Source organism: Streptomyces sp. CA-106110, assembly GCF_050936285.1.
GTDB lineage: Bacteria > Actinomycetota > Actinomycetes > Streptomycetales > Streptomycetaceae > Streptomyces.
This window is the reverse complement of the sequence record NZ_JBNJNB010000001.1, coordinates 1,157,203-1,181,991: the sequence shown is the minus strand read 5'-3', so window position 1 is coordinate 1,181,991 and position 24,789 is coordinate 1,157,203. Positions and strand designations below refer to the sequence as shown.

At 69.5% G+C, this 24,789-nt stretch carries 20 protein-coding genes; 10 read left to right on the top strand and 10 right to left on the bottom strand.

The features are described 5' to 3' along the window. Positions 1 to 124: 124 nt before the first annotated feature. Positions 125 to 319, bottom strand: a complete 195-nt coding sequence (locus tag ACQEXA_RS05550; protein ID WP_432936620.1) for a hypothetical protein — start codon at positions 317 to 319, stop codon at positions 125 to 127. After that, positions 316 to 1,728, bottom strand: a complete 1,413-nt coding sequence (lpdA, locus tag ACQEXA_RS05545) for a dihydrolipoyl dehydrogenase (protein ID WP_432936622.1) — start codon at positions 1,726 to 1,728, stop codon at positions 316 to 318. The genes ACQEXA_RS05550 and lpdA overlap by 4 nt, the downstream gene beginning before the upstream one ends. A 287-nt stretch (positions 1,729 to 2,015) precedes the next feature. Between lpdA and ACQEXA_RS05540 the strand changes: the two genes are divergently transcribed. Further along, on the top strand, positions 2,016 to 2,693 hold the full coding sequence (locus ACQEXA_RS05540; RefSeq protein ID WP_432936624.1) for a class I SAM-dependent methyltransferase: 678 nt from the start codon (positions 2,016 to 2,018) through the stop codon (positions 2,691 to 2,693). Between the two features lie 158 nt (positions 2,694 to 2,851). On the opposite strand, the gene ACQEXA_RS05535 is transcribed toward ACQEXA_RS05540, so the two are convergent. After that, positions 2,852 to 3,418 carry a TetR family transcriptional regulator gene (locus ACQEXA_RS05535; RefSeq protein ID WP_432936627.1) on the bottom strand — a complete coding sequence of 189 codons (567 nt, stop codon included), beginning with the start codon at positions 3,416 to 3,418 and terminating at the stop codon, positions 2,852 to 2,854. Positions 3,419 to 3,540: 122 nt separating this feature from the next. Between ACQEXA_RS05535 and ACQEXA_RS05530 the strand changes: the two genes are divergently transcribed. Continuing rightward, positions 3,541 to 4,470, top strand: a complete 930-nt coding sequence (locus ACQEXA_RS05530; RefSeq protein WP_432936629.1) for an SDR family oxidoreductase — start codon at positions 3,541 to 3,543, stop codon at positions 4,468 to 4,470. A 231-nt stretch (positions 4,471 to 4,701) separates the two neighbouring features. Here ACQEXA_RS05530 and ACQEXA_RS05525 read toward each other — a convergent pair whose 3' ends face one another. Then, positions 4,702 to 5,919, bottom strand: coding sequence for a saccharopine dehydrogenase family protein (locus ACQEXA_RS05525; RefSeq protein WP_432936631.1), 1,218 nt, complete (start codon positions 5,917 to 5,919; stop codon positions 4,702 to 4,704). A 133-nt stretch (positions 5,920 to 6,052) separates the two neighbouring features. Here ACQEXA_RS05525 and ACQEXA_RS05520 point away from each other — a divergent pair, with 133 nt between their 5' ends. After that, positions 6,053 to 6,757 carry a TetR/AcrR family transcriptional regulator gene (locus tag ACQEXA_RS05520; protein ID WP_432936633.1) on the top strand — a complete coding sequence of 235 codons (705 nt, stop codon included), beginning with the start codon at positions 6,053 to 6,055 and terminating at the stop codon, positions 6,755 to 6,757. Between the two features lie 249 nt (positions 6,758 to 7,006). Then, positions 7,007 to 8,218: an RNA-guided endonuclease InsQ/TnpB family protein gene (locus ACQEXA_RS05515; protein ID WP_432936635.1), complete on the top strand. Its 1,212-nt coding sequence runs from the start codon at positions 7,007 to 7,009 to the stop codon at positions 8,216 to 8,218. A gap of 94 nt (positions 8,219 to 8,312) precedes the next feature. On the opposite strand, the gene nrfD is transcribed toward ACQEXA_RS05515, so the two are convergent. The 4 genes from nrfD to ACQEXA_RS05495 all read right to left on the bottom strand — a co-directional run bounded on the left by nrfD (position 8,313) and on the right by ACQEXA_RS05495 (position 14,650). Further along, entirely contained in the window at positions 8,313 to 9,368 is a 1,056-nt protein-coding gene (nrfD, locus tag ACQEXA_RS05510) for an NrfD/PsrC family molybdoenzyme membrane anchor subunit (RefSeq protein ID WP_433128857.1), read from the bottom strand. After that, a complete protein-coding gene (locus tag ACQEXA_RS05505; protein WP_432936639.1) occupies positions 9,365 to 10,384 on the bottom strand; it encodes a 4Fe-4S dicluster domain-containing protein in 1,020 nt (339 codons plus the stop codon). Before ACQEXA_RS05505 ends, nrfD begins: the two co-directional genes overlap by 4 nt. Next, on the bottom strand, positions 10,381 to 13,671 hold the full coding sequence (gene fdh, locus ACQEXA_RS05500; protein WP_432936645.1) for a formate dehydrogenase: 3,291 nt from the start codon (positions 13,669 to 13,671) through the stop codon (positions 10,381 to 10,383). Before fdh ends, ACQEXA_RS05505 begins: the two co-directional genes overlap by 4 nt. Before the next feature lie 100 nt (positions 13,672 to 13,771). Continuing rightward, positions 13,772 to 14,650 (bottom strand): NAD(P)-dependent alcohol dehydrogenase, encoded by an 879-nt coding sequence (locus tag ACQEXA_RS05495; RefSeq protein ID WP_432936647.1) that lies wholly within the window; start codon positions 14,648 to 14,650, stop codon positions 13,772 to 13,774. Positions 14,651 to 14,725: 75 nt separating this feature from the next. Here ACQEXA_RS05495 and ACQEXA_RS05490 point away from each other — a divergent pair, with 75 nt between their 5' ends. From ACQEXA_RS05490 to ACQEXA_RS05470, 5 genes are all read left to right on the top strand, one after another. Then, complete coding sequence (locus ACQEXA_RS05490) at positions 14,726 to 16,405, top strand: IS200/IS605 family accessory protein TnpB-related protein (RefSeq protein ID WP_433128855.1); 1,680 nt, start codon at positions 14,726 to 14,728, stop codon at positions 16,403 to 16,405. A 252-nt stretch (positions 16,406 to 16,657) separates the two neighbouring features. Continuing rightward, the gene (locus ACQEXA_RS05485; protein ID WP_432936652.1) at positions 16,658 to 17,329 is read left to right on the top strand and encodes a TetR/AcrR family transcriptional regulator C-terminal domain-containing protein; all 672 of its coding nucleotides are present in this window, start codon (positions 16,658 to 16,660) and stop codon (positions 17,327 to 17,329) included. A gap of 171 nt (positions 17,330 to 17,500) precedes the next feature. Continuing rightward, complete coding sequence (locus tag ACQEXA_RS05480) at positions 17,501 to 17,914, top strand: SRPBCC family protein (protein ID WP_432936654.1); 414 nt, start codon at positions 17,501 to 17,503, stop codon at positions 17,912 to 17,914. 250 nt (positions 17,915 to 18,164) lie between these two features. Beyond that, positions 18,165 to 18,308: a hypothetical protein gene (locus tag ACQEXA_RS05475; RefSeq protein ID WP_359400510.1), complete on the top strand. Its 144-nt coding sequence runs from the start codon at positions 18,165 to 18,167 to the stop codon at positions 18,306 to 18,308. A 140-nt stretch (positions 18,309 to 18,448) separates the two neighbouring features. Further along, on the top strand, positions 18,449 to 19,732 hold the full coding sequence (locus tag ACQEXA_RS05470; protein WP_432936657.1) for a PP2C family protein-serine/threonine phosphatase: 1,284 nt from the start codon (positions 18,449 to 18,451) through the stop codon (positions 19,730 to 19,732). Between the two features lie 204 nt (positions 19,733 to 19,936). Here the strand turns inward: ACQEXA_RS05470 and ACQEXA_RS05465 are convergent, their stop codons facing one another. Further along, the gene (locus ACQEXA_RS05465; RefSeq protein ID WP_433128853.1) at positions 19,937 to 21,157 is read right to left on the bottom strand and encodes an RNA-guided endonuclease InsQ/TnpB family protein; all 1,221 of its coding nucleotides are present in this window, start codon (positions 21,155 to 21,157) and stop codon (positions 19,937 to 19,939) included. A gap of 467 nt (positions 21,158 to 21,624) precedes the next feature. Here ACQEXA_RS05465 and ACQEXA_RS05460 point away from each other — a divergent pair, with 467 nt between their 5' ends. Beyond that, on the top strand, positions 21,625 to 22,866 hold the full coding sequence (locus ACQEXA_RS05460; RefSeq protein WP_432936662.1) for an acyltransferase family protein: 1,242 nt from the start codon (positions 21,625 to 21,627) through the stop codon (positions 22,864 to 22,866). Positions 22,867 to 23,082: 216 nt separating this feature from the next. Here ACQEXA_RS05460 and ACQEXA_RS05455 read toward each other — a convergent pair whose 3' ends face one another. Then, positions 23,083 to 24,588, bottom strand: a complete 1,506-nt coding sequence (locus ACQEXA_RS05455) for a lysyl oxidase family protein (protein ID WP_432936664.1) — start codon at positions 24,586 to 24,588, stop codon at positions 23,083 to 23,085. Positions 24,589 to 24,789: the final 201 nt, after the last annotated feature.

Sequence of the window (24,789 nt, the reverse complement as noted above, 5' to 3'; positions counted from 1 at the left end):
ACTCTAAGCAAATTGATGAGCCTCCGCCGGGTGCCCCCGCCGATCTCCTCCTCTACAACGCGGATCCCACTGCGCGCACGGACCCGTCGGAGGGACTGACAGCCGTCGTCAGCCGAGGCCGGCTCTACACCCGCGCGGATCTGGAGGCGGCGCTGGAGGCCGACCGGCGCCGACTGCGCAGACCGCTGTCGGCGTTGCTGGGACGCATCGGATCGGCGCGGGTGCTCAGGACGACCGACTTCTCGTTCTGAGCACCCGTGTCCCGCGACACGTCGGGGCCCACCTCGCAGCGAGGGGAGGAGGCCGGACGGTGTCTCACATGTTGATCATGTGGCCGGCCAGGCCGTGCACCGCTTCCTTGACCGCCTCCCCGAGCGTGGGGTGGGCGTGCACATTGCGCGCCACCTCATGGACGGTCAGGTCCCACTGCTGGGCCAAGGTGAGTTCGGGCAGCAACTCGGTGACGTCGGGGCCGATGAGATGGCCGCCGATGAGCTCGCCGTACCTGGCGTCGCTGATCAGCTTCACGAAGCCGGTGGTGTCGCCGAGGCCGTGCGCCTTGCCGTTCGCGGTGAATGGGAACTTCGCCACCTTGACGTCGAAACCGCGCTCGCGTGCCTGGGCCTCGGTGTAGCCGAAGCTGGCGATCTGCGGCTGGCAGTAGGTGGCGCGCGGGATCATCGCATAGTCGAGTTCCATGGTCTCCGCGTCCGCGAGGGTCTCGGCGGCCACCACGCCCATCGCCTCGGCGGCGTGCGCCAGCATCAGCTTGGCGGTGACGTCGCCGATGGCGTAGATGTGCGGGACCGAGGTGCGGCAGTACCCGTCGATGTCGATGGCTCCGCGCTCGCTGACGCGCACGCCGGTGTTCTCCAGGCCGAAGCCCGTGACGTTGGGCGCGAAGCCGAGCGCCTGGAGCACCTTGTCGGCCTCCAGGACCTGCTGGGCGCCGTCCTTGCCGGTGACGGTCACGCGGACCTGGGGGCCCGACTCGTCGATGGAGTCGACCCGGGTGGAGATGAGCACGTCGATGCCCAGCCTGCGGTACTGCTTGGCGAGTTCGGCGGAGACCTCGGCGTCCTCCAGCGGGGCGATGCGGTCGAGGAATTCGACGACGGTGACTTTCACGCCGTAGTTGTGCAGGACGTAGGCGAACTCGATACCGATAGCTCCGGCGCCAGCGATGAGGATCGACTGGGGCAGATCCTCGGCGAGGATCTGCTCTTCGTACGTCACCACGCGCGAGGTCCGGCGGGTGCCGGGCAGCAGCTTCGGGGTGGCGCCGGTGGCGATGATGCAGTGGTCGAACCCGATGGTGCGGCCGGCGCCGTCGTATCCGGCGACCTGAAGGGTGTGCGGGTCCAGGAAGGTGCCGCGGCCGTCGATCTCCGTGATCTTGTTCTTCTTCATCAGGTAGTGGACGCCCTTGACGCGGCCGTCGGCGACACGGCGGCTGCGGAGGAAGGCCTCGCCGTAGTCGAACGTGACCTGTCCGTCCACCTTGATGCCGAAGGTCTTGGCCTCGCGGGTGAAGATGTGCGCCAGCTCCGCGTTGCGCAGCAGCGCCTTGGTGGGGATGCAGCCGACGTTCAGGCAGACCCCGCCCCAGTACCTCTCCTCGACGACGGCGACGCGTTTGCCCAGCTGCGCGGCGCGGATCGCGGCGACATAGCCGCCGGGGCCCGCACCGAGTACGACCACGTCGAAGTGCTCGTCCTGCTCGGCCATTTTCGTTCGCCTCTCTTCTGGGCACTGCTTCCGCTGCCGTGGCGGACCCGGCCGTCCGGCTCCGCCCCGCGTAAGGCTACGCGTCGGGTGGGCAGGGCTGCCTCAGCCCCTGGGCGGAAGGGGCATGTTTCTGCCTGCGCGTGTCCGCCCCTGCTCGATCTCCAGGTGGCTCCTGCCGGAGTGGAGAGGGCTTCACTGCCGCTCGGACCCTGCCGCTTCGCGCGGGTCGCGACGCGCACCGGCCTGTCCGCGTGGGCCCGTTGTGGGCTCTGGTGACGGATGCGACGATGCCGGCACGGATGCCGCGACGAAGGGGGAGCACCTTGAGTGACGGGGACGAGCGGTCACGGGCGGCCGCGGTGTTCGACGCGCTGGGCGGCGAGTACGAGAAGGCCTTCGCCCGCTCAGCGGCCCACCGCGCGTCGTTGACCTGGCTCTTGCGGCAACTCGACCCCGGAAGCGGGGTGTTGGACGTGGGTAGCGGCACGGGCCGGCCCACTGCGGCGACGCTCGCCGCGGCAGGACACGATGTGCTCGGCATCGACGTCTCGCCGGTCATGGTCGATATCGCCGCTCGTCAGGTGCCCGGCGCTGTCTTCCAGCGCGCCGATGTCCGCGAGTTCCCGCTCGAGGACGCTTCCTTCGACGCGGTCTGCGTGTACTTCGCGCTGCTGCAGATGTCCCGCCAGGAGCAGTCCGCCGTCGTGCGGCGGCTGGCGCGGGCCGTGAAGCCGGGAGGCAGCGTCGCCCTGGCCACCGTGCCGCTCGATGTCGAGGACGTCGAGGGCATGTTCATGGGACAGGCCGTGCGGGTGACGAGCTTCGCTCCCGCGGACTTCGTCGGCCTTGCCGAGGGGGCGGGACTGACGGTGGTCTCCCAGGAGAGCACGATGTTCGCCCCGGCCCATCCCGAAGCCACGCCTGAACCCCAGCTGTTCCTCCACTGCCGGCGCGACAGGGCATGAACCTCGGGTGCGCCGTGGCGCGGCGGAGTCCGGTCCCGCGCCACGGCAGGCGCGTACGTAGGGCAGATTGACGGGCGCTGAAGGAAGGCCCGCGCGCCAGGAGTTTCCAGTCGATACGGGGTCGCCTTGCGGGAGTTGATCCCGCGGGCACCCGGGGCTCAGGTGCCCGCCATCACGGCCCTGAGTTCGTCGAGCGACTCCTGGATGAGGTGCCCGAGGTCCTGCTCGTTCTCCTCCTCGATCCAGCGCTCGAACGCGACCTTGAAGACGGCGACCCCGGCCTCGGCGGTCAGGCTCGCCGCCGGCTCCGCGACGCCCCGCAGGCGCAGGGCTTCGGCGAGCGCCGCGGACAGCGACGCGAGTTTGATCAGTTCCCGCTCGCGGAGTTCCGCGTTCGCGATGATCGCCTTCTGACGCTCCCGGGCGTATGCGTGGCGCTCCTGAAAGGTGCCGGCGACGACCTCGAGTGCCTTGGCCACGGCGTCGAGCGGCGCGGCGGCCTCAGGGGCGCCGGAGACGGTGCTCACGAAGAGAGCCTCCAGCGATGCGGCGCCCGCGAACAGGACTTCCCGTTTGTCGGCGAAGTACCGGAAGAACGTTCGCTCGGTGAGCCCGGCACGCCTGGCGATCTCCGCGACCGTGGTCTGTTCGAAACCGCGCTCGCCGTACAGCTCAAGTGCCGCCTGCTCCAGGCGCCCGCGCGAGTTCGGTTCCCATCGACCCATGCCCTGATCTTACGTGATGACAGTTACTGACATCGGTGCTACGGTCGATGACAGTCACTGACATCGACCTTCCGTGCGGCCCCCTCGCGCCCAGGACGGTCGACCTACCTGAAGGACTTTCCATGCGGGTTTTCGTCACAGGCGCGTCCGGCTGGATCGGCTCCGCCGTCGTTCCCGAACTCATCGGCGCGGGCCATCAGGTCGTCGGGCTCGCCCGCTCGGACGCTTCGGCCGCCGCACTCACCGCGGCCGGAGCCGAGGTGCGGCGCGGCACCCTCGACGATCTCGAGGTCCTGCGCGGCGCGGCCGCCGAGTCGGACGGTGTGATCCACCTGGCGTTCAAGCACGACATCGCCTTCTCTGGAGATTTCCAGGGCGCCGCCGATGCGGACCGCCGTGCCGTCGAGACGTTCGGCGACGCGCTCGCGGGTTCCGGGCGGCCGTTCGTGCTCGCCTCCGGGACGCTCGGGCTCGCCCCGGGACGCGTGGCCACCGAGGAGGACACGGGCCCCGACCTCTCCATCGAGCATCTGAGCTCCGGTCCGCGGACCCGGATGGGTACCGCGCAGCTCGCGCTCTCCCTCGCTTCCCGTGACGTCCGTTCGTCCGTGGTGCGGCTGCCTCCCACGGTGCACGGCGACGGGGACCAAGGCTTCATGGCCGCACTGGTCGGCGTCGCCCGGGCCAAGGGCGTGGCGGGCTACGTAGGCGACGGGACCGACCGCTGGCCCGCCGTGCACCGGCTCGACGCGGCGCGCCTGTTCCGTCTCGCCCTCGAGAACGCTCCGGCCGGATCGGTGCTGCACGCGACCGCCGACGAAGGAGTGCAGATCCGCGCCGTCGCGGAAGTGATCGGGCGGCATCTCGATCTCCCCGTGGCCTCCGTCCCCCAGGAGTCCGCGGCCGAACACTTCGGCTGGCTGGCCGGCTTCATCGCACTCGACAGCCCGGCCTCCAGCACCCTGACCCGTGAACTGCTGGAGTGGCAGCCGACGGGCGCCGGGCTCATCGACGACCTCGAGAAGGGTCACTACTTCCACACCACCGCGTAGACCGGGCCTCGCCGGCCGCTGCACACCCGGGGGTGACCGTGCCCGCGGCCCGGCAACGGCGAGTACGAGGTCCCTCGCATCGGCGCCGACCCGCCGCACCACGTCCTCGCCGCCCGTACCCGGACCTCGCCGTCCCCGGAGCCGAGTGGCCGGGGCGGTGCGGCGCCCGTGCGAGACGGGTGAAGCGCCGGCCGCGAACGCGTTCGTGGCCGGCAGCGCCACTCCGGGAGGTCACTGCTCGCGCATGCCCCAGGGCGAGCCGTAAGCCGTCAGCAGCTCCAGGAACGGACGAGGCCGGAAGGCCTCCGGGCCGAGGACGCCCGAGCCGGACCAGGCGCCCGTGGCGAGCAGTTCCAGAGCGATCACGGGGTTGACGGCCGTCTGCCACACCACGGCCTGGCAGCCGTACTCCGCCATGGACCACTGGTTGTCGACCACGTGGTACAGATACACCTCGCGCGATGCCCCGCCCTTGGTGCCGCGCACCCAGGTGCCCGCGCAGGTCTTGCCGTGCATGCGCTCACCCAGCGTCGCGGGGTCCGGCAGACAGGCCGCGACGACGTCCCGCGGCGAGACGGCGACCGGACCGGCCGGGCCCGGCACCGTCACCGGATCGGTGCGGTCGAGTCCGAGCAGGTGGAGCGTCCTCAGCGTCTCGACGAACTCCCGCCCCAACCCGTACTTGAAGGTGACGCGGCGGGCGTCCACCCAGCGCGGGACCAGCAGCACCTCCTCGTGTTCCACGTTCACGCACTCGACCTCGCCGATGCCCTCCGGGAAGTCGAACACCTCGGGCTCGCTGAACGGTGCCGTGGTGAACCAGCCCCGCCCGGCCTCGTAGACGACGGGCGGGTTGAGGCACTCCTCGATCGTGGTCCAGATGCTGAAGGACGGTGCGAAGTCATAGCCGTCGACGGTGAGGTTCGCGCCGTCGCGGATGCCGATCTCCTCGATCTCGTCGAAGAGTTCATCGGCCGCGTAGCGGGCGAACACGTCCGAAAGGCCCGGCTCCACGCCCATTCCGACGAGCGCGAGCATGCCCTCCTTCTCCCACTCGTCGGCCTGCGCGAACTGGGCGTCGCCGAGCTTGACCCCGCATTCCTCGTAGGGGCGTTCGGGGTGCGGACGGGACAGTGACATCGCCATGTCGAGGTAGGTGGCCCCGGCCGTACGCGCCGCCTGGAACAACGGCATGACGAACCGCGGGTCGGTCGCGTTGACCAGCACGTCGCAGCGGTGCCGGGCCAGCAGTGCGGCCACCGCGGCCTCGTCGCCCGCGTCCACGGATTCCGCGACGAAGCGGCCGTCGTCGCCGAGGGCCGCCACGGCCGCCTCGGCACGGGCCGGGTCATAGTCGGCGACCACCATCGTCTCGAAGAACGCACGCCGGGCAGCGATCCGGGTGATCGCGGTGCCCACGCCGCCGGCTCCCACGAGCAGTACACGCATGGCAAGACTCCCTGTCGGTCTCTGGATGCTTCGGTGTCTCGGATGGCAAGGCGCGCCCTTGGCCGCAGATACAACGCCCGGTGTTCCCGTAAGGTCAATGGCGTTGGCATAAGGGGCGACCGAGGAGGACGTGGTGCCGAAGCAGGTGGTGCCCGAGGAGAGGCGGCGACGGCGCCGTCCCACCAAGAGCGGCACCGTGCTGTCAGAGAGCCTGATCGTCGAGACCGCGCTGCGGATGCTGCGCGAGCACGGCAGCTCGGGACTCACCGCACGGCGCCTCGGGACGGCGCTCGACTGCGACCCGAGCACGCTCTACCGCTACTTCCGCGGCATGGACGACCTCACCCTCGCCATCGGCGACGCCCTCATCGGGCAGGCTCTGCAGGGCTGGGAGGCGACGGGGGAGTGGCGTGCGGACCTGCGTGCCGTCGGACTGCGGATCCATGCCGCCTATGTGGCCCATCCGCAGGCGGCCCAGCTGACAGCGAGCCGCGTCACCGGCCGGCCGAACGAGCTGGCGGCCGACGAGGCGGTCCTGGAGGTGCTGCGCACAGCCGGGTTCCCGCTGCCCGACACGGTCCGGATCTACCACGCCTTCATCGACCAGACTCTCGCCTTCGCCGCGCTCGACGCGGCCTCCCTGGCGCTGCCGAGGGCCGCTCTGCGTGCCGACGAGGGCATGTGGCGCTCCACGTACGCCCGGCTTCCCGCCGCGACCCACCCGCGCATCGCCGAGGCCGCTCCGCTTCTCGCCACGCGGATGGTCGCCAGCGCCTACCCGACGGCACTGGAGATGCTGCTGGACAGCGCGGCGGCCCGGCTGGCCGCACTGCACTGACAAGCGGGTCCCGGCTCGGCGGCCGGGCCGAGGGGCCCTCTCGCCTGGCGTCGCCGTCGGCCGAGCTCACCTGGGACCTCCGAGGATGCCCCGGCTTTCAGGCCGGGGAGGAATCGGGCTCCTGCGGAGCAGGGCAGGGATAGCCGGATCGCCGCCAGGGCGATCCGGCGTCCACTCCACGTCGGCGTGAGGCAGCCCATAATGATCAAGAGCTCTCAACTGTCAGTCCTCCCGGGTAGGTTCAGGTGCGTGACGACAGAGGCGCACACGGAAGTGTCCGGGCATGCCCGGTACACCTTCCGCGTGCGCCTGTCCGCGACGGCCCGGCGTCAGCTTGAAGCCGAGTGGGACCGGTGCCGGTGGATCTGGAACGAATGTGTGGCGAAGTCGAAGGCCGTGTATCAGCAGGCCAGGGCAACGGGCGAGAAGCTGACGTGTGGCCCGGCGCAGCTCGACAAGATGCTGACCGAGGCCCGCAGGATGACGCCCTGGCTCGCTGAGGGCGCTTCGGTCCCTCAGCAGCAGGTGATACGCGACTTCGCCAAGTCCCGCGCGAAGGCCCTGAAGGACATCAAGGACCGGCTTCCGACACACCGCCGGGCGGGGATGCCCAGGTGGAAGAAGAAGCGGGAGGCGCGGCCGAGCCTGAACTACACCCGGCGCGGCTTCCGGCTTGATGACGGTCGTCTGCACCTTGCGGGCGGGATCGTCCTGACGGTGGTGTGGTCGCGGGAGCTGCCCGCGGATCCGTCCAGTGTGCGCGTGTACCAGGACAGCCTCGGCCACTGGCACGCGTCCTTCGTCCTCCCGGCTCAGGTCGAGCCGCTCTCTGAGACCGGCCGCTTCCTGGGCGTGGACTGGGGTGTGAAGGAGACCGCCACCACCACCGATGACGCCTACGACCTCCCGAACGCCGAGCACGGCAAGCGGGCCGCGCAGCGGCTTGCGAAGTACCAGCGGATGATGGCCCGGCGGCGCCGGCCGAAGGGACAGCCCGCATCCGCCGGCTACCGGCAGGCGCAAGCCCAGGCCGCGAAGCTGAACAAGAAGGTGGCTCGGCAGCGGGAGGACACCGCCCGCAAGTGGGCCAAGCGTGTGATGCGCGGTCATGACGGGGTTGCCGTGGAGGACTTCCGGCCGAAGTTCCTCGCGAAGACCACCATGGCCCGCAAAGCGGCGGATGCCGCCATCGCAGCGACCAAACGCGCCCTGCTCGAGATGGGCCGCAAACACGCGCGAGACGTCCGTCTCGTGCACCCGGCGCACACCACGATGGACTGTGCGCAGTGCGGAGCGAGAACCAAGCACGCACTACCTCTCTCCGAACGAACCTATGCCTGCACCGTGTGCGGAGCCGTATCCCCCAGGGATAAGAACTCCGCCCGCGTGATGCTGGTCCGGGCAGGTTGGAACCCGGACGGTGCCGAGGGCGTAAGACCGCCGGCTCCGGTGGCAGCCTGAGCCGTAAATCCCCACGCACGCCCGAAGGCGCCCCGCCGGGGGGCGTCCGGCCACCAGGCCGGGCGGGAATCCCCCGCCTTCCGGGGGGGAGCCTTCAATGTGCGTGTCGCTCGCCAGCCGCGGCGTTCAGGCGTTCACGTTGCGGGACCACGACGTAGGCGGGGTCCTTCGTGGACGCGACGCCCGCCTCGAAGGTGCCGAAGCGCTGCAGGGCGCTGCCGGCGAGCAGCGACAGTCCGGCCGCCACTGCGGCTGCGCGGCTGCGCCGGGCGACCGTCACGGCGGCGAGTGCTCCGCCGAGTGTGAGGCACTCCGACGCCTGGCGCAGACGGTGGGCCCGTCCGGTGGTGTAGGCCTTGGGTACCAGACCCGGCCGGCGATCGATCAGCCGGGCCGCGACGAGTTCGACCGCGGCCCCCACCGCGCCCAGTCGCCGGGCGGGGCCTGCCTCGTCCACTGGGGCCACGAGCATTCCGAGACCGCCGCCGCTGGCGGCGGCTGACCCGGTGAACACGAAGGGGAGCTCCTGGCGGGCCTCATGCCAGGCCGGCACGGCCGTCTGGGAGAGCAGCACCGCCGTGTAGGCGGCGAGCGCCGGTGCGATGGCCGCCGAGGACATCCCGGCCGGGCGGGCCGCGTTGTGCAGCAGCCGCCCGGGCAGGCTGCTGCGCAGGGTGGCGGGCAGCAGCTCCGCCGTGGCGGCAAGACTGATGCCAGGACTGTAGGCCATGAGGATCCAGGTGCCGACGGACATCGGTGAACTCGGCTTCGCGACCCGGAGCATGTGGTGGAACCGCTCGGGCCGGCCGAGGTCGGCGATCAGGAAGTAGCTGCTTGCCAGCAAGGCGCCGAAGCCGCCCAGGCGGCTCCACCGGCGCAGCTCGGGGCGTCCTGTGACGTCGGCGCCGGCCGCGAGCAGGGCGCCTCCCGCCGAGAGGCCGCCGGTGAACAGATAGGCCGGCACCTTCCACTCCCACACCGGCGGTTTCAGCACCGGCCGGCCGTAGTACGAGCGGAAGTCCGTGCGCGGCACGGCGGACCCCTCGTGTCCCGCGTCGCGGCGGCCGCCCGAGCCGAAGGTGAGTGCGTGGGCGTCGTCGGCGTGCGTGTCGCTGCGCGGCTCATGCAGGACTCCGTCCTCTTCGGTCATCGCCTGCCTCCTTTCAGGAAGGCGGCGACGGACGCGGCCAGCAGGCCCGAGGCCGCCACACCGGCGTACTTCCACATGGACGGCAGGTCACGCGTGGGTACGACGGGATCCGGTGGCAGGCCGTACACCTCCGGCTCGTCGAGCAGCAGGAAGAAGGCCCCGTCGCCGCCCACGCCGTCGTCGGGGTCCCGCCCGTACAGCCGTGCCTCGCTCACGCCCGCCTCGTGCAGTTGCTCCAGCCGCCGGTCGGCGCGCTCGCGCAGTTCGTCGAGCGGCCCGAACTGAATGGAGTCCGTCGGACAGGCCTTGGCGCAGGCCGGCTCCAGGTCGCCGCGCAGCCGGTCGTAGCACAGGGTGCACTTCCAGGCGCGCCCGTCGTCGGGCCGGCGGTCGATGACCCCGTACGGGCAGCCGGACACGCAGTAGCCGCAGCCGTTGCAGATGTCGGGCTGCACCACGACCGATCCGAACTCGGTGCGGAAGAGCGCTCCCGTGGGGCAGACGTCGAGACAGCCGGCGTGCGTGCAGTGCTTGCACACGTCGGAGGCCATCAGCCAGCGGAACTGGGTACGGCTCTCCGCACCGGCGGTGGCTCCGGGCAGTTCGAAGGAGGGGAACCCGAGGTCGACCGGGCCGGTGCCCAGCTCGCCGCCGCCGCGTGGGGAGTCGCGCACGGCGTCGGCGACCACCTCCGCGGTGGCCTCGGTGCTGGAGGGGCCCGTGGGAAGTCCGGACAGCCCCGGGTCCTGCCGGCCCAGCGGGCGCTCCTGCTCCACGAACGCGACGTGCCGCCAGGAACTCGCGCCGAGCATGCCGGTGTTGTCGTACGACATGCCGAGGAGCTCGATGCCGTCCTCCGGGACGTCGTTCCATTCCTTGCACGCCACTTCGCACGCTTTGCAGCCGATGCACACGGAGGTGTCCGTGAAGAAGCCCACGCGGGGTGGCGGGTCGCTGTGGCCGGCGTCCGCCGCGGGGTCCTCGAGCGGCCCGTAGAGGCTGTGCTTGTCCGTCATGAGGACTCCTCCGGACGGCCCGGTTCGGTGTGGGCCGGGCTCTGGTCGGCACCGGTCGTCAGGATGCGGGTGCCGGTCGCCGGTGTGATCCCGGCCCGGCGGCGGTACTCCTTCACGTACTCCAGCAGGGCGGGGCCCCGAGGCCGGGGTCCGGGGCGGATGTCGCAGGTCAGTACCTTGCTCTCCTGGATGAGCACATTGGGGTCGGCCACCACGCCGATCAGGTCGTTGACCACGTCGCCGCGAGTGAGCCCCGTGGAGCCCCAGTGGTAGGGCATCCAGACCTGGTGGATGATCCGGCCGTCGACCCGCAGCGGCGCCATCCGGTCGGTGACGACCACGCGGGCGTCCACCGCGGTCCGGCTCGTGATCACATGGGCCCGGTCAAGGTGGCGCAGACCGCGTTCGGACGCGAGCTCCGGTGACACCTCCACGAAGAGTTCCGGCTGAAGCTCCGAGAGGTACGGCAGTTGCCGGCTCATGCCGCCCGCGGTGTGGTGCTCGGTGAGCCGCGAGGCGGTGAACACAAAGGGGAACACCTCGTGGTGCGCCTCGGGCGGCGCGGGGTTGGACGGGTTGTCGGGACGCCCGTACACCTTCCGCACCGGATTGCCCTGCTGGCCGTAGAGCAGGTTCCGCAGCGGGGACTCCGCAGGCTCGTAGTGGGTGGGCAGCGGGCCGTCGGCCAGCCCGGCCGGGGCGAACAGCCACCCCTTGCCGTCGGCCATCATGATGAACGCGTCGCTGCCGGAAAGCGCCTCCGGCCCCGATGCCCCCTCCGGCGGCCGGTAGTCGGGCGGCTTGTTCTTCTCGAAGTCGGGAATGTCGTGTCCGGTCCACTCGTGGCGCTCCTCGTCCCACCACACGAGGGCCTTGCGCTTACTCCAGGGCCGCCCCTGCGGATCGGCGGAGGCCCGGTTGTACAGGACGCGCCGGTTCAACGGCCACGTCCAGCCCCACTCCGCGTCGTACGGACCCTGTTCCAGCCGCGACTTGCGGCGGCGGGCCTGGTTGACCTCGTCGGCGTAGACCCCGCTGTAGATCCAGCAGCCGCAGGAGGTGGAGCCGTCGTCCTTGAGGTCGAGGTAGCTGTCGACCGTCCGGCCGGTGCGCAGGTCGATCCCGTTGATGTGGCGCAGCACGTCCGCCGGGGACGGTTCCTCGCCCTCGGTCCGGTAGTCCCAGGCGAGGTCGAGAACCGGGCGGTCGCGTTCGTCGGTCGAGCCGGAGAGCTTCTCCTTGATGCGCAGGCCGAGCTGGTAGAAGAACCACAGCTCCGAGCGCTGGTCCCCGCTCGGTTCGACGGCCTGGTCCCGCCATTGCAGCATCCGCTGCGTCTGGGTGAACGTGCCGGCCTTCTCCACGTGCGAGGCGGCCGGGAAGAAGAACACCTCCGTGGGGCAGCGTTCGGTGACGATCTCGCCGGTCTCGATCTCGGGAGCGTCCTTCCAGAACGAGGCGCTCTCGATCATCGTGAGGTCGCGCACCACCAGCCACTCGAGGTTCGCCATGCCCAGGCGCTGCAGCCGGCCGTGGGCCGATCCGACCGCCGGGTTCTGGCCGAGCAGGAAGTAGCCGAAGACCTTCCCGTCGACCATGTCCATCACGGTGCGGTACGTGCCGTGGTCGCCGTTGATCCGCGGCAGGTAGTCGAAGCAGTAGTCGTTCTCCGCGGTCGCCGCGTCGCCCCAGTACTCCTTGAGCAGGGAGATCATGTAGGAGCCGGCGTTGCCCCAGAACCCCTTCTGCTTGGGGCGGCGGACTCCGTTCAGATAGGTCGCCAGGTTCTCGTGGGTGGTGTCCGGCATCGGCAGATAGCCGGGCAGGAGGTTGAACAGGGTCGGGATATCGGTGGAGCCCTGGATGCTGGCGTGCCCGCGCAGCGCGTAGATGCCGCCGCCGGGACGGCCGATGTTGCCCATCAGGAGCTGGACGATCGCACCCGCCCGGATGTACTGGACGCCGACGGAGTGCTGGGTCCAGCCGACGCTGTACACCAGTGCGGTGGTGCGCTCCCGGCCGGAGTTCTGCGTCCAGGCGCGGCACACGTCCAGGAACAGGTCCTGGGGCACCCCGCAGATCCGCTCCACCATCTCGGGCGTGTAGCGGGAGAAGTGCCGCTTGAGCACCTGGAACACACTGCGGGGATGCGCGAGGTCCGGATCGGACGCGACATCGCCGGAGCATCCCTCGACGGCCGGGCCGCCGGCGCCGTGCTGGTACGGCGCGGACTGCTCCTTGTTCCGGTGGCCCGCGCGCTCCTCGGCCTGGATGCTCTCGTACGCCCAACTCGACGGGTCGTACGAGGCGGTGTGCGGGTCGTAGCCACTGAACAGGCCGTCCAGGTCCTCGGTGTCCTGAAACCGCTCGCTCAGGAGGCATCCCGCATTGGTGTACGCCCTCACGTACTCACGGAACTCCAGGCCGTTGGACAGGATGTGGTTGACCACGCCGCCCAGGAAGGCGATGTCGGTGCCGGCGCGCAGCGTGACGTGCTGGTCGGCCAGCGCACTGGTGCGGCTGAACCGGGGGTCGATGTGGATGACCCTGGCACCGCGCGCCTTGGCCTCCATCACCCACTGGAACCCGACCGGATGGGCCTCGGCCATGTTCGAGCCCATGATGATGATGCAGTCGGCATTGATCAGGTCCTGCTGGTAGTCGGTGGCGCCGCCACGTCCGAACGAAGCTCCCAGACCGGGAACGGTGGCGGAGTGTCAAATACGCGCCTGGTTCTCGATCTGAAGCGCACCGAGAGCGGTGAACAGCTTCTTGATCAGGTAGTTTTCCTCGTTGTCGAGCGTGGCGCCGCCCAGGCCCGCGAAACCCATGGTGCGCCGGAGCGTGTTACCGGCCTCGTCGGTGTCCTGCCAGCCCTTGCGGCGCGCGTCCAGCATCCGGTCGGCCACCATGTCAACGGCCGTCTCCAGGTCCAGTTCCTGCCACTCGGTGGCGTACGGGGGCCTGTACCGCACCTTCTGCTCGCGCTGCGGGCCGGTCACGAGCTGCTTGCTGGCCGAGCCCTTGGGGCACAGGCGACCACGCGAGATCGGGCTGTGCGGGTTGCCCTCGATCTGGATGACCCGCTCGTCCTTGACGTAGACGCGCTGCGCGCAGCCCACCGCGCAGTAGGGGCAGACCGAGTCCGCGACCCGGTCCGCCTCGTCGACGCGGGGTCTCAGGCCCGCCGAGCGCTTCGACTGGGCGGCCTTGCCCCGGCCCAGCCGGTCCGCCCCCGTGATCTGGCGGTACACCGGCCACGCTTGAATCCACCGTTCCAGGCCCATGCACCTGCTCCTTCGTGCGGTGGCGGTCACCAGCAGACGCTACCGCCGGGGTGGCCGTCCGCAAGTCGAGGCGCGCGCGGCCGGCCGCCGCCGCAGATACTCAGATACGGTCGCCCGCGGACCGGAGGGTGATCACGAGCTTGCCGCGGGTCCGACCGTCCAGCAGGTGCCGGATGGCCGCGGCGGTCTCGCTGAGCGGGTAGACCCGGTCGATGACCGGTGAGACCTTGCCGCCCTCGATGAGGCCGGACAGGGATGCCAGGTCGTCGGCGTTCTCCGACGCGACGAATGTGCCGAGGGTCTGAGCGGTCCAAGGGGACAGCAGTTGAGCCCGGAGCTGACGGTCGACGCCGCCGAGCCAGCGACCGCCGTTCTCGCCCCCGACGATGACGAGGCGTCCCTTCGGGGTCAGAGTGCGGCGGAGATCCGACAGCCGGCGGCTGCCTCCGATGTCGAGGACGACGTCGTAGCGGTGCCGGCCGTCGGCGAAGTCCGCACGGGTGTAGTCGATGACCCGGTCGGCGCCGAGGGCGTGGACCAGGTCGGCCTTGGTGGTACGGCACACGGCCGTCACCTCGGCTCCGTAGGCCTTGGCGATCTGCACGGCGAACATTCCCACGCCTCCCGACGCCCCGACGACGAGCACCTGTTGTCCCGGCCGCACCCGGCCGTGGTCGCGAACGGCCTGCAGGGCGGTGACGCCGGAGATGGGGACGGCGGCCGCCTGGTCGAAGGAGAGATCCGCGGGCTTGGCGGACTGCCTGTCGGCCCGGACGCAGGCGTACTCGGCGAACGAGCTGTGGCACGTGCCGTACACCTCGTCGCCCGTCGCGACGCCCGTCACGGAGGCGCCCACGGCTTCGACGGTCCCGGCGAAACCGCGCCCCGGGCTGGGGTTGGGAGCTGTTCGTTTTCGGATGTGCAGAAGTGTGTGTGAGTGTGTAGTGGTTTGTGGTGTTGCAGCGTGCACACGTCGCATGTCGGCACTGAATGTCAGTGCCCGCCCGTACCGTTCTTCCTGTTGCTGATAAAGCGTTGTGGAGGGGGTACATCGATGCGTGGTGAGTCGTTGCGCGCGATCGCTGCTCCCTTCGTGGCGGTCGGCCCGTCGGGCGTGGCGATCCGCACCCGCATCAAGGGCCTCACGCCCGACGATGACGAGGTGTTACGTCTGGTCGGTGCGCATCTGGGGTCGTTGGCCTCGAAGGATCTCAAACGCCGGTGCGCTGAGGGCCTGGAGCACTCCGCGGATACGTGGGCGCAGCGCAAGCGGGCTCTGACCGACACGTCGTCCTCGCGGTGGGCCGGGAGCATCACGAAGGCCACCCACGATCAGTGGGCGCTGGCGCGGCGTGCCCAGTTGGCGCACATTCACAGCCTTGAGGCCGGCATCAAGACGATCGCCAGCCGGTTGTCGCTGCCGGTGGTCGAGAAGGGCTCGAGGCGGGCGCCTGGCGGATACCGCACTCGGCAGGAGTGGTTCCAAAAGTCCCGGCGGCTGCGTCTGCTGGAGGACCGGCTGGAGCGGGAGCGGGCCGATCACGGCAGGGGGCGGGTGCGGGTGGTGCGAGGGGGTAAGCGCCTACTTAACACCCGACACCACCTCGAGGCGGCGCAGCTCACCGAGCACGCATGGCGGCGGCGGTGGGAAGCATCGCGCTGGTTCCTGCGGGCGGACGGCGAATCGGGCAAGCGGTTGGGGAACGAGACGATCCGCGTCACCCCGGACGGCGAAATCTCCCTCAAGCTCCCCGTCCCGCTTGCGCACCTGGCCAACGCCCCGCATGGCCGCTACGTCCTGACCTCAACCGTGGTCTTCCACCACCGGCGCGAGCAATGGGCCGACCGCGTCTCGGTGAACCGGGCCGTGGCCTACCGCATCCACTACGACATGGGCCGCTTGCGCTGGTACCTCACCGCCTCCTGGACGATCCCACCAGTCAAGACCGTCCCGCTGTCCCAAGCCCGCAAGGGCGGTCTGATCGGCGTGGACACCAACGCCGACCACCTCGCCGCCTGGCGCCTCGATCAGCACGGCAACCCCTGCGGCGAACCGCGCCGGTTCTTCTACGATCTGTCCGGCACCGCAAACCATCGTGACGCCCAGGTACGGCATGCACTGATCCGGCTCCTGCACTGGGCCCAACGCCACGGCCTGTCGATCGCGATCGAACACCTCGACTTCAGCACGGAGAAAACCCGGGAGAAACACGGCCGCCAGAAGCGGTTCAGGCAGGTGATCTCCGGCATGCCCGTGTCCAAGCTGCGGGCCCGGCTCGTCAGCATGGCGGCCGAACTCGGCATCACCATCGTCGCCGTGGACCCGGCCTACACCAGCCGATGGGGCGCCCAGCACTGGCAGAAACCCCTCACCGGCAAGACCAGGAAAACCACCCGTCACGATGCCGCGAGCATCGCGATCGGCAGGCGCGCCCTCGGGCACCGCATCCGGCGACGGACGGCACCGCCTTCTGCCCACCAGAGCGATGGACAGGAGCATCGGACCGCCCAGGCCGCAAGCGGCACCCCAGGGCGTGAGGGAACCCGCCCCCGCATCCTCGGACCACGGACACGATCCACTGGGACCAGACGCGGCGCGAAAGCGGGAGACCAGGACGCCCAACACCGTTCGGAGCGTCCGACTGAGCCCGTGCAACGCATGCTCAGTCCCCAGGAACGGTTCTTGGGCCTGCGAACCCTGCCAGCCGGATCGGATAGGGCAGCCCGGCCATGATGTGCCGGGTGCCGCGGTCCACGCCGGCCGCGTGCACCTTCACCAGCACCTCGTCCGGCCCGTACCGGTCCTGCACGATCGACCGCATCGTGGTCGCGCGGGGGGCCGTGGCGGCCGGCCCGCTGGGGGAGTCGAGCGACGTGGGCTGCATCGGGACGCTCCTGGTCCTGGGAGTCTCAGCGTCTGGATCCTTACGTCGTAAAGCTCTTCCTTACCCAGTAAGGTTGTCAAGGTGAAGACGGAAGAACGCCGATGACCCCGCGCACCGGTCGTGACCGGGCGCCCCGTGTCCCCCTCAGCCGCGAGAAGGTGCTCCACGCCGCTGTCGCGCTGGCCGACGAGAGCGGGATCGAGGCGCTCACCATGCGCAAGCTCGGCGAGGCGGTCGGCGTCGAGGCGATGTCTCTCTACACGCACGTCGCCAACAAGGAAGACCTGCTCGACGGCATGATCGACCTGGTTTTCGAGGAGATCGAGCTTCCGTCCCCTGAGGGTGACTGGAAGACGGCGCTGCGCCGTCGGGCGATCTCGGTGCGCCTGGTCCTGTCCCGGCACCGCTGGGCGATCGGTCTGATGGAGTCGCGGACCTCCCCCGGCCCCACGACGCTGCGGCATCACGACGCGGTCATCGGGTGCCTGCGCAGGGCCGGCTTCTCCGTCGCGCTGACAGCGCATGCCTACTCGGCCCTCGACAGCTACATCTACGGATTCGCCCTGCAGGAGCGCAACTTGCCGTTCGACACCCCAGGTGAGACGGCTGATCTGGCGCAGGCCATCCTGACGCAGGCCGCCGAGCACTACCCGCACCTGGCCGAGCTGGCGATCGAGCACGTCCTCCGGCCCGGCTACGACTACGGCGACGAGTTCGCATTCGGGCTCGACCTGATCCTCGACGGCATCGAGAGGGCCGGCGGCAGGGCGTAGGGCCGCCGTGGAGCGTCCGCGGCACCCCGGGCGACATGGTGTGCCCACACTGCGGTCCGCCCGCCCGCGGCAGCAGAGGTCCGCGGATGTCGGCCGGCGGCGAAGGCTTCATCTGCGACAGAAAGGGGACTCGTCCCTTCTCTCCGGTCCCGAGACGAGGAGGGGTACCTGATGTCCGAGTACGAACGTTCACGCACCATGCCGGCACTGCCCGAGAAGGTCTTCGACCAGGCCGCCGACGTCGGCCAACTCGAGGACTGGCTGCCGAACGCACTGCACGTGCATGCCGAGGTCCCGCCCGCCGTCACCGTGCATGACGATCTCGCCGAGCGGGACATGTCCGCGCTGCTGAAGGCACGGCCCGAGCAGATGCGCATCGAGTGGGGCACCCGCGACGAGGGGTCCTACGCCGGTTGGCTCCAGGTTGCGGGCATCGGCAGCGGAACCAGCGAAGTGACCGTGCATCTGTCGTTCTTCGACGACCGCCATGACCCGGGCGAGAGCTCAGTGCACGAGGCCCTCGACAGCAGCCTGAGGCGACTGGAGGAGCAAGTGCGGCTGAGGGCCGAGAACACTCCCGGCTGACAGTCCGATCCCGCCGCCGGAATCATCGGCAGCCCCTGGGATCCCACGCTTCTCACCAGCGGAAACGGCATGGCGCAGATCCCAGAATCGCGCCTTGCGCCCGGACCCGCATCCTGACGAGAAGACGCCACCCAATTGGCCTACAAACTTCCGATTCCCGGCATGCGGGGTACTCCGTTCGGCCCCATGCTGAGGCTGGAACTGTTGCCAATGGAGCGCCGTTCTGATCACTGCTGCACTAGGGGGCACCGTGATCCTCATAGCCCTGCTTGTCCCGGTGATACTCCTTCTGGTCATGTTCGCTCTGGACGCCCTGGAGAATTTCCTCTTCCCACCGCCGGAACAACCGGTCCTGAGAGAAGAGACAATCCCGGAGCAGGCGACATCCGAGTGATCCGGATATCCGGGCCGTCGCACCGCTGACCGGCGGCAACCGCTGCGACGCACGCGGTTGCCGGCCGAGATCGGCGGGATCGCTCCGTCGACCGCTCCTTTCACTCGCAAGCCGCTCCACCGTGGTGCACTGTGGGAGGCATGGGCTTGTGGCAGCGAGGCTTTTCCAGCCTCGAGCGGCCGTGGCCGTCGAAAGTCATACTGCTGGTCATTCCAGTGGTGCTCATTGTCCTGATCTCGGTCGCGGACATCATTGCCCCGGCCGACATCGTCCTCGGACCGCTTCTGGTGATCGCGCCCGCCCTCACCGCGTGGTTCGACGGCCCGTGGACGACCGGGGCCGTGGGAACGCTGGCCATGGTCGCGCAGGCGTTCATCGGGTGGCGCTCCCACGCGCTGTTCTCGCGGAACGTGATCGTCGAGGTCATCGCCCTCGGGGTGCTGACGTCGGTGGTCGTGATCATGTGCGTGCTACGCGATCGGCGTGGACGCCAGCTCGCCCAGGTGCGGTCGGTCGCCGAGGCCGCCCAGCACGTCCTGCTGTGGCCGTTGCCGACCCGGATCGGCCCGCTGCACCTCGCATGTCTCTATCTGGCGGCCGAGGACGAGGCCGAGATCGGGGGTGATCTGTACGCCGCCGCCCGCACCGAGGGTGCGGTCCGCGTGATGATCGGCGACGTCCGCGGCAAAGGGCTGCCTGCCGTCGGCGAGGCGGCCCTCGTGCTCGGCGCCTTCCGTGAGGCCGCCCATCTGCACGCCACGCTGCCCCAACTGGCCGCCGCCCTGGAGCGGAGCGTCGCCCGCTACCTCAGCGACTTCGAACCCGACGAGGAGACCGGCGAACGCTTCGCCACCGCTCTTCTGCTGGAGATCCCGGACGACGACGCCATCATCCGGGTGACCAGTTGCGGACATGTGGCCCCTCTGCTGCTCGGTCCGGGCCGCGCCGTGACGGTCCCGGACCTCACGCCCGCGCCTCCGCTCGGCGTCGGGATGACCGGGGCCGACGTGTACAGCCTCGACGTGCTGCCCTTCGGCCCCGGCGACACCCTGCTGCTCTACACCGACGGCGTCATCGAGGCCCGCGACCGGAACGGCGTCTTCTACCCGTTCGCGGAACGCACCGCCCAGTGGGTCGAGGACGGGCCCGAAGCCCTGCTCCACCACATCAGACGCGATCTGCTCGCGCACACCGCCCGCCGTCTCGGCGATGACGTCGCCCTCATCGCCATCCGTCGTGCCGCCGGCCGGCAGCCCGGCCACCACCTCGGGCGGGTGGCGCGGTCCAGCGGATCGTGTTTCGGCCCCGAAGCGAAGGAACCGGGTGGCCCGGCGGCACACGCCGGCCAGAGCCTCGGCTGGGGCGCTGTGCCGGCCGGCCCGTTCCTCCCGGTGACGCGGCGGACCCGGCCGCGGCCGGCATGACCGACAGTGCGGCACCACGCACAGACTCAGCCCGAAGGCCTTCGCGTTCCACGGCGCGGGGTTTTGATGTGGCGTGTTTGCTCGGTAATCGCCTGAGTTGGCGGGAGGCCGACCCTGACGGCGCCCAGTGGTTGCATCTTGAAGGCTCCCCTCCCTGAAGGGAGGGGATTCTCCACCCTCCAGGGTTGAGCGGGGATGTACGGCTCAGGCTGCCACCGGAGCCAGCGGCTCAGGTGGTCTTACGCCCTCGGCACCGTCCGGGTTCCAACCTGCCCGGACCAGCATCACGCGGGCGGAGTTCTTGTCCCTGGGGGACACGGCTGCGCACACGGTGCAGGCATACGTTCTCATCGAGAGAGGGAGTGCGTGCTTGGTTCTCGCCCCGCACGTTGCGCAGTCCATCGTGGTGTGCGCCGGGTGCACCAGACGGACGTCCCGTGCGTGCTTGCGGCCCATCTCGACCAGGGCACGCTTCGTCGCCGCGATGGCCGCGTCGGCCGCCTTGCGGGCCATCGTGGTCTTCGCGAGGAACTTCGGGCGGAAGTCCTCCACCGCCACTCCGTCATGATCGCGCATGACGGCCTTGGCCCACTTGCGGCCGGTGTCCTCCCGCTGCCGCGCGATCTTCCTGTGCAGCTTCGCTGCCTGTGCCTGCGCCTTCCGGTAGCCGGTGGATGCACGCTGTCCTTTCGGTCGCCGGCGCCGGGCCATCATCCGCTGGTACTTCGCGAGCCGCTGAGCGGACCGCTCGCCGTGTTCGGCATGCGGAAGGTCGTAGGCGTCATCCGTGGTGGTCGCGGTCTCCTTCACACCCCAGTCCACGCCCAGGACGTGGCCGGTCTCCACAAGCGGCTCGACCTGGGCCGGGGCGACGAAGGAGGCGTACCAATGCCCGAGCGTGTCCTGGTACACGCGCACACTCGACGGGTCGGCAGGAAGAGCCCGCGACCACACCACGCTCAGCACGATCTGGCCCGCAAGGTGCAGACGGCCCTCCTTGAGGCGGAAACCGCGCCGGGTGTAGTTCAGGCTCGGCCTGGCCTCCCGCTTCTTCTTCCAGCGGGGCATCCCGGCCCGGCGGTGCTGCGCAAGCCCGTCCTTGATGTCCTTCAGCGCCTTCGCCCGCGACTTGGCGAAGTCCCGGATCACCTGCTGCTGCGGCACCGAGGCACCCTCGGCCAGCCACGGTGTCACCCCGCGGGCGTCGGTCAGCATCCTGTCCAGCTGCGCCGGACCACACGTCAACTTCTTGCCGCCCGCTCTGCTCTGCGCGTGGGCCTGCCGGGACTTGGCCACGCATTCGTTCCAGATCCAGCGGCAGCGATCCCACTCGGCTTCGAGTGCGCGCCGGGCTGTCTTCGACAGGCGTACACGGAAGGTGTACCGGGCATGCCCGGTGTCCTTCGTGGTCGCTTCTGTCGTCATGCATCCGAACCTACCTGGGAGGACTGACAGTTGAGAGTTCTTGACCGTTGTGGGCGGCATCACGGCCGTGCGGGGTGGACGCCGGATCGCCCTGACGGCGATCCGGCTGTCCCTGCCCTGCTCCGCAGGAGTCCGATTCCTCCCCGGCCTGAAGGCCGGGGCATCCTCGGAGAAAGCCGGTGAACGTTGTCATTATCGGTTGCAGACCGGTAGGTTCACCTAACCGTTGTGAGGGTACGGGGCGCCGATCGGCAGCGATGGCGGTGGGGGATCGGCGGGCGTTCACGGATCGGGCACGTCTGCCGGCTGAACGGCGGCGTAACGCCGAGCGAAACGTCGGAGGCTGTCGAGGCGAATGTGTCTCAGCCTCGTCAGGATGTTCATTTCTGTTCACCTTCAAGCGGTCGTATGTGAACCGTACGGTGGCCGACGGGCCCGGGCTGGCTTGTGAGGATGGGTAGGTACTGATGCGCGGTGGGGACGAGAGACCGCCGGTGTCCTATGGGGGTTCGCTCATACCCGGACAGAGAACACCGAACGGATTGCAGCAACCGCTGCCTCCGCTCTCCGTGGCCGACCGGTCGCCACAGCCCCCGCAGGAATCGACGGCCGCGCAGAAGCGCGCCGCCGGCGACCGCGCGGGACGCCGGCTGTATGCCATCGACGGAATCCGTCTGGTTGCGGCGCTCATGGTGGCGGTCCACCACTATGCCGGTACGAATCGGATGAACCACGAGAACAACCGGTATTGGGGCCGCCCGGTGTCCGAGATCATGCCGACGGTCTTCCGGTTCGCTTCCTACGGATGGATCGGCGTCGAGATCTTCTTCGTAATCAGCGGGTTCGTGATCTGCATGTCCTGCTGGGGGCGTACCCCGCGGCAGTTCTTCATTTCCCGGGTGATCCGGCTCTATCCGGCGTACTGGTTCGCCATCGTGTTCACAACGCTCGTGCTGACGGTGCTGCCGGGTGTCTGGGGGCGGCTGCAACCGCGCGAACTGCTGCTCAACTTCACGATGCTGCAGACGGGTTCCGGCGTCGCGAACGTGGACGGCGTGTACTGGACCCTCTGGTCCGAACTGCGGTTCTACCTGCTCTTCCTGCTCGTCGTCGCCACCGGGCTGACCTACCGGAAGGTCGTCCTCTTCTGCTGCGTATGGGGCGCGGTCGCGATGCTCGCACCGGTGTCCGGGTTCCCGCTGCTGGAGCTGGTCGCCAATCCGGACGGCGCCTGGTTCTTCATCGCGGGGCTGGCCCTCTACCTCATGCACCGGTTCGGTCAGGACCTGCTTCTGTGGGGCATCCTCGGCATGGCATGGCTCATGGGACAGAGGGAGCTGGGGTCCCGGATCGACGAGGTCGAGCACGTCTCCAGCTGGCGAGGGAGCCTGGTGATCTTCACGGTGTTCCTGCTGGTCATGGTCGGCATCTCGCTCGGCATGACGGACCGCGTCCGCTGGAAGTGGCTCGTCACGGCGGGGACGATGACGTACCCGCTCTATCTGATGCACTACGCGGCGGGCACGACGCTGATCAACCGCCTGCGGGACACGATGGACGCCCGGCTTCTGCTCATCGTCGTGATCAGCGGCTTCCTGGTGCTGAGCTACCTCGTCCACCGCGTGGTGGAGCGGCCCGTGGCGCGGCTCATGAAGAAGGGCCTCGACTCGTCCTTCGCGCGACTGCGCAACGCCGGCAACCCGGCCTGAACCAAGGACACGGCCGAGGGGCGCCCCGCGAACGCGCGGGGCGCCCCTCGGCCGTCTGCTGCCCGCACCACAGAGCGTGCACCCGTGGCCGTAGGAGCGCCCTTCCGTGATTTGGCACGTTCGTTCCCGTCGCCGCCCGCGAGCAGAGGCAGCTGCTGGCGCAGGGTGTGCTGCACAAGCGGGTGGAGGCCGGGTCGGCCTCCACCCGCTGAGACGTCAGGGTGCGTCGATGAGGCCGTACTTCGGCACGGTCACCGTGCGGGCGCCCGGCGTTCCGCCGAGGACCACCTTGCGGTAGGTGACGTTGTTCGCCGTGCTCTGTTCCTTGAGCCGGTTGTCGGGGTTGGCGATGACCTGGATGTAGTAGGTGCCGTTCGGCAGGTCCGTGATCTCGAAGGACTGACCGGGCCGGATCTGGGTGTAGGTGTCGCCGTTGCCGACATCGAGCACCTCGCGCACTGAGACGGAGGTCTCCTCACCGCAGGCGGTCGCGAGGTCGGTGTTGTACGGGTGCCAGTCGGCGTTCTTCACCGTGTAGTCGATCGCGTCGGTGTTGGCCAGGCAGAAGGCCTCCTTGCCGCTCCGGACGATCTCCTTCTTGTCGGCGCCGAGCAGTCGGTAGCTGGCGAAGTCGCTGAAGTGCCAGTGCTGGTGGCCTTCTCGGGGGTCCCACTCCATGGTGCCGGTGGGCGTGTACCCGACCTGCTTGCCCTTGGCGTCGTAGAAGTACTGGTACGCGTCCATCTTCTCTTTGCCGGGGCTGCGGAACCCGTCGACGACCAGCGGCGAGGGCCCGCCGTTCCAGACGGTGGCGCTGAAGGCCAGATAGTCCTTGCCCGGGACGTCCCCGTCCTCGCCGTCGGTGATGGCGATGCCGTAGGCGGGCAGGGCGCGGAGATCGGGCTTCGGCGTGTTGGCGGGGATGCCCGCCCGGCGCGCCGGACGCCTGGCGGCCGGCTTCGCGCTCTTGAAGGTCTCCCTGTGGGCGTGGCCGCCACCGGCCGGCCCCTGCCCTTCACCGGTCTGGCTGCGGACCGTCACCTTGACCGTCCGGGACTGCGCGGGGATGCCGAACACGTCACGGTACTTCTTGGCCACCGAGATCGTGGCGGTGTAGACGCCGGGGGAGAGGTCGATCGGCTGCTGCTGCCTGAATCCCGGGGACGTGGCCGCCGCCCAGCCCTTCTCGACGCCCCACACCGAGCCGAGCGCGAACGGATTGTCGGAGCAGCTGTCCGGGAACTTCGAGGTGGACGGTGCGTCGGGCCGGATGCGGCCGGCCCGGGTGTTCGGGCAGAACGACTGCGTCGTGTCCGCCACCTTCGCTCCCGACCGGTCGCTGATGCTGACCTGGAGGAAGTCCGGCAGGCCGGAGAAGTCCTTCACCAGGCCGGTCGGCAGGGCCTTGGTGAGGGTCTTGGTCCCGGAGTGGATGATCTGCGACGCGACGACGGGGTCGTTGTACGACTTGCGCGCCACCCGTAATTCGAAGGGACCTCCGTCGACGGTGACGTAGGTGCCGAGGTCTAGATAGACCCCCGGTTCACCTTCCCAGCGGTCGACGGTCACCGCGTTCGATGCGGTGATGATTGTGAGCTTCGGCGTGCCGGCCGGGGCGGCCGCTGTGGCTCCCGGTGCGGCGACCGCGCCGGCGGCGGCGACGGTGAGGGCCGCGGCGGCGACGAGCGCCGAACGGCGTACGGCATGAGGATGTCTGGTCATCGGTTCCTCGTTCTGCGTGGTCCGACTGTGCTGTGTGCCTCGTGCAGGTGCCGCAGTGATTCCTGTGCGGCACTTGTGAAAAGTGTGAGAAGACGCTTTGGGTTGCCTGTCACCCGTAAGTCGCCGTGAATGTCGGCTTGTTACCGTTTCCGGCTCGCAGGAGCCCCGTGCATGGCGTCCATGTCCGCCACACTCGACGAC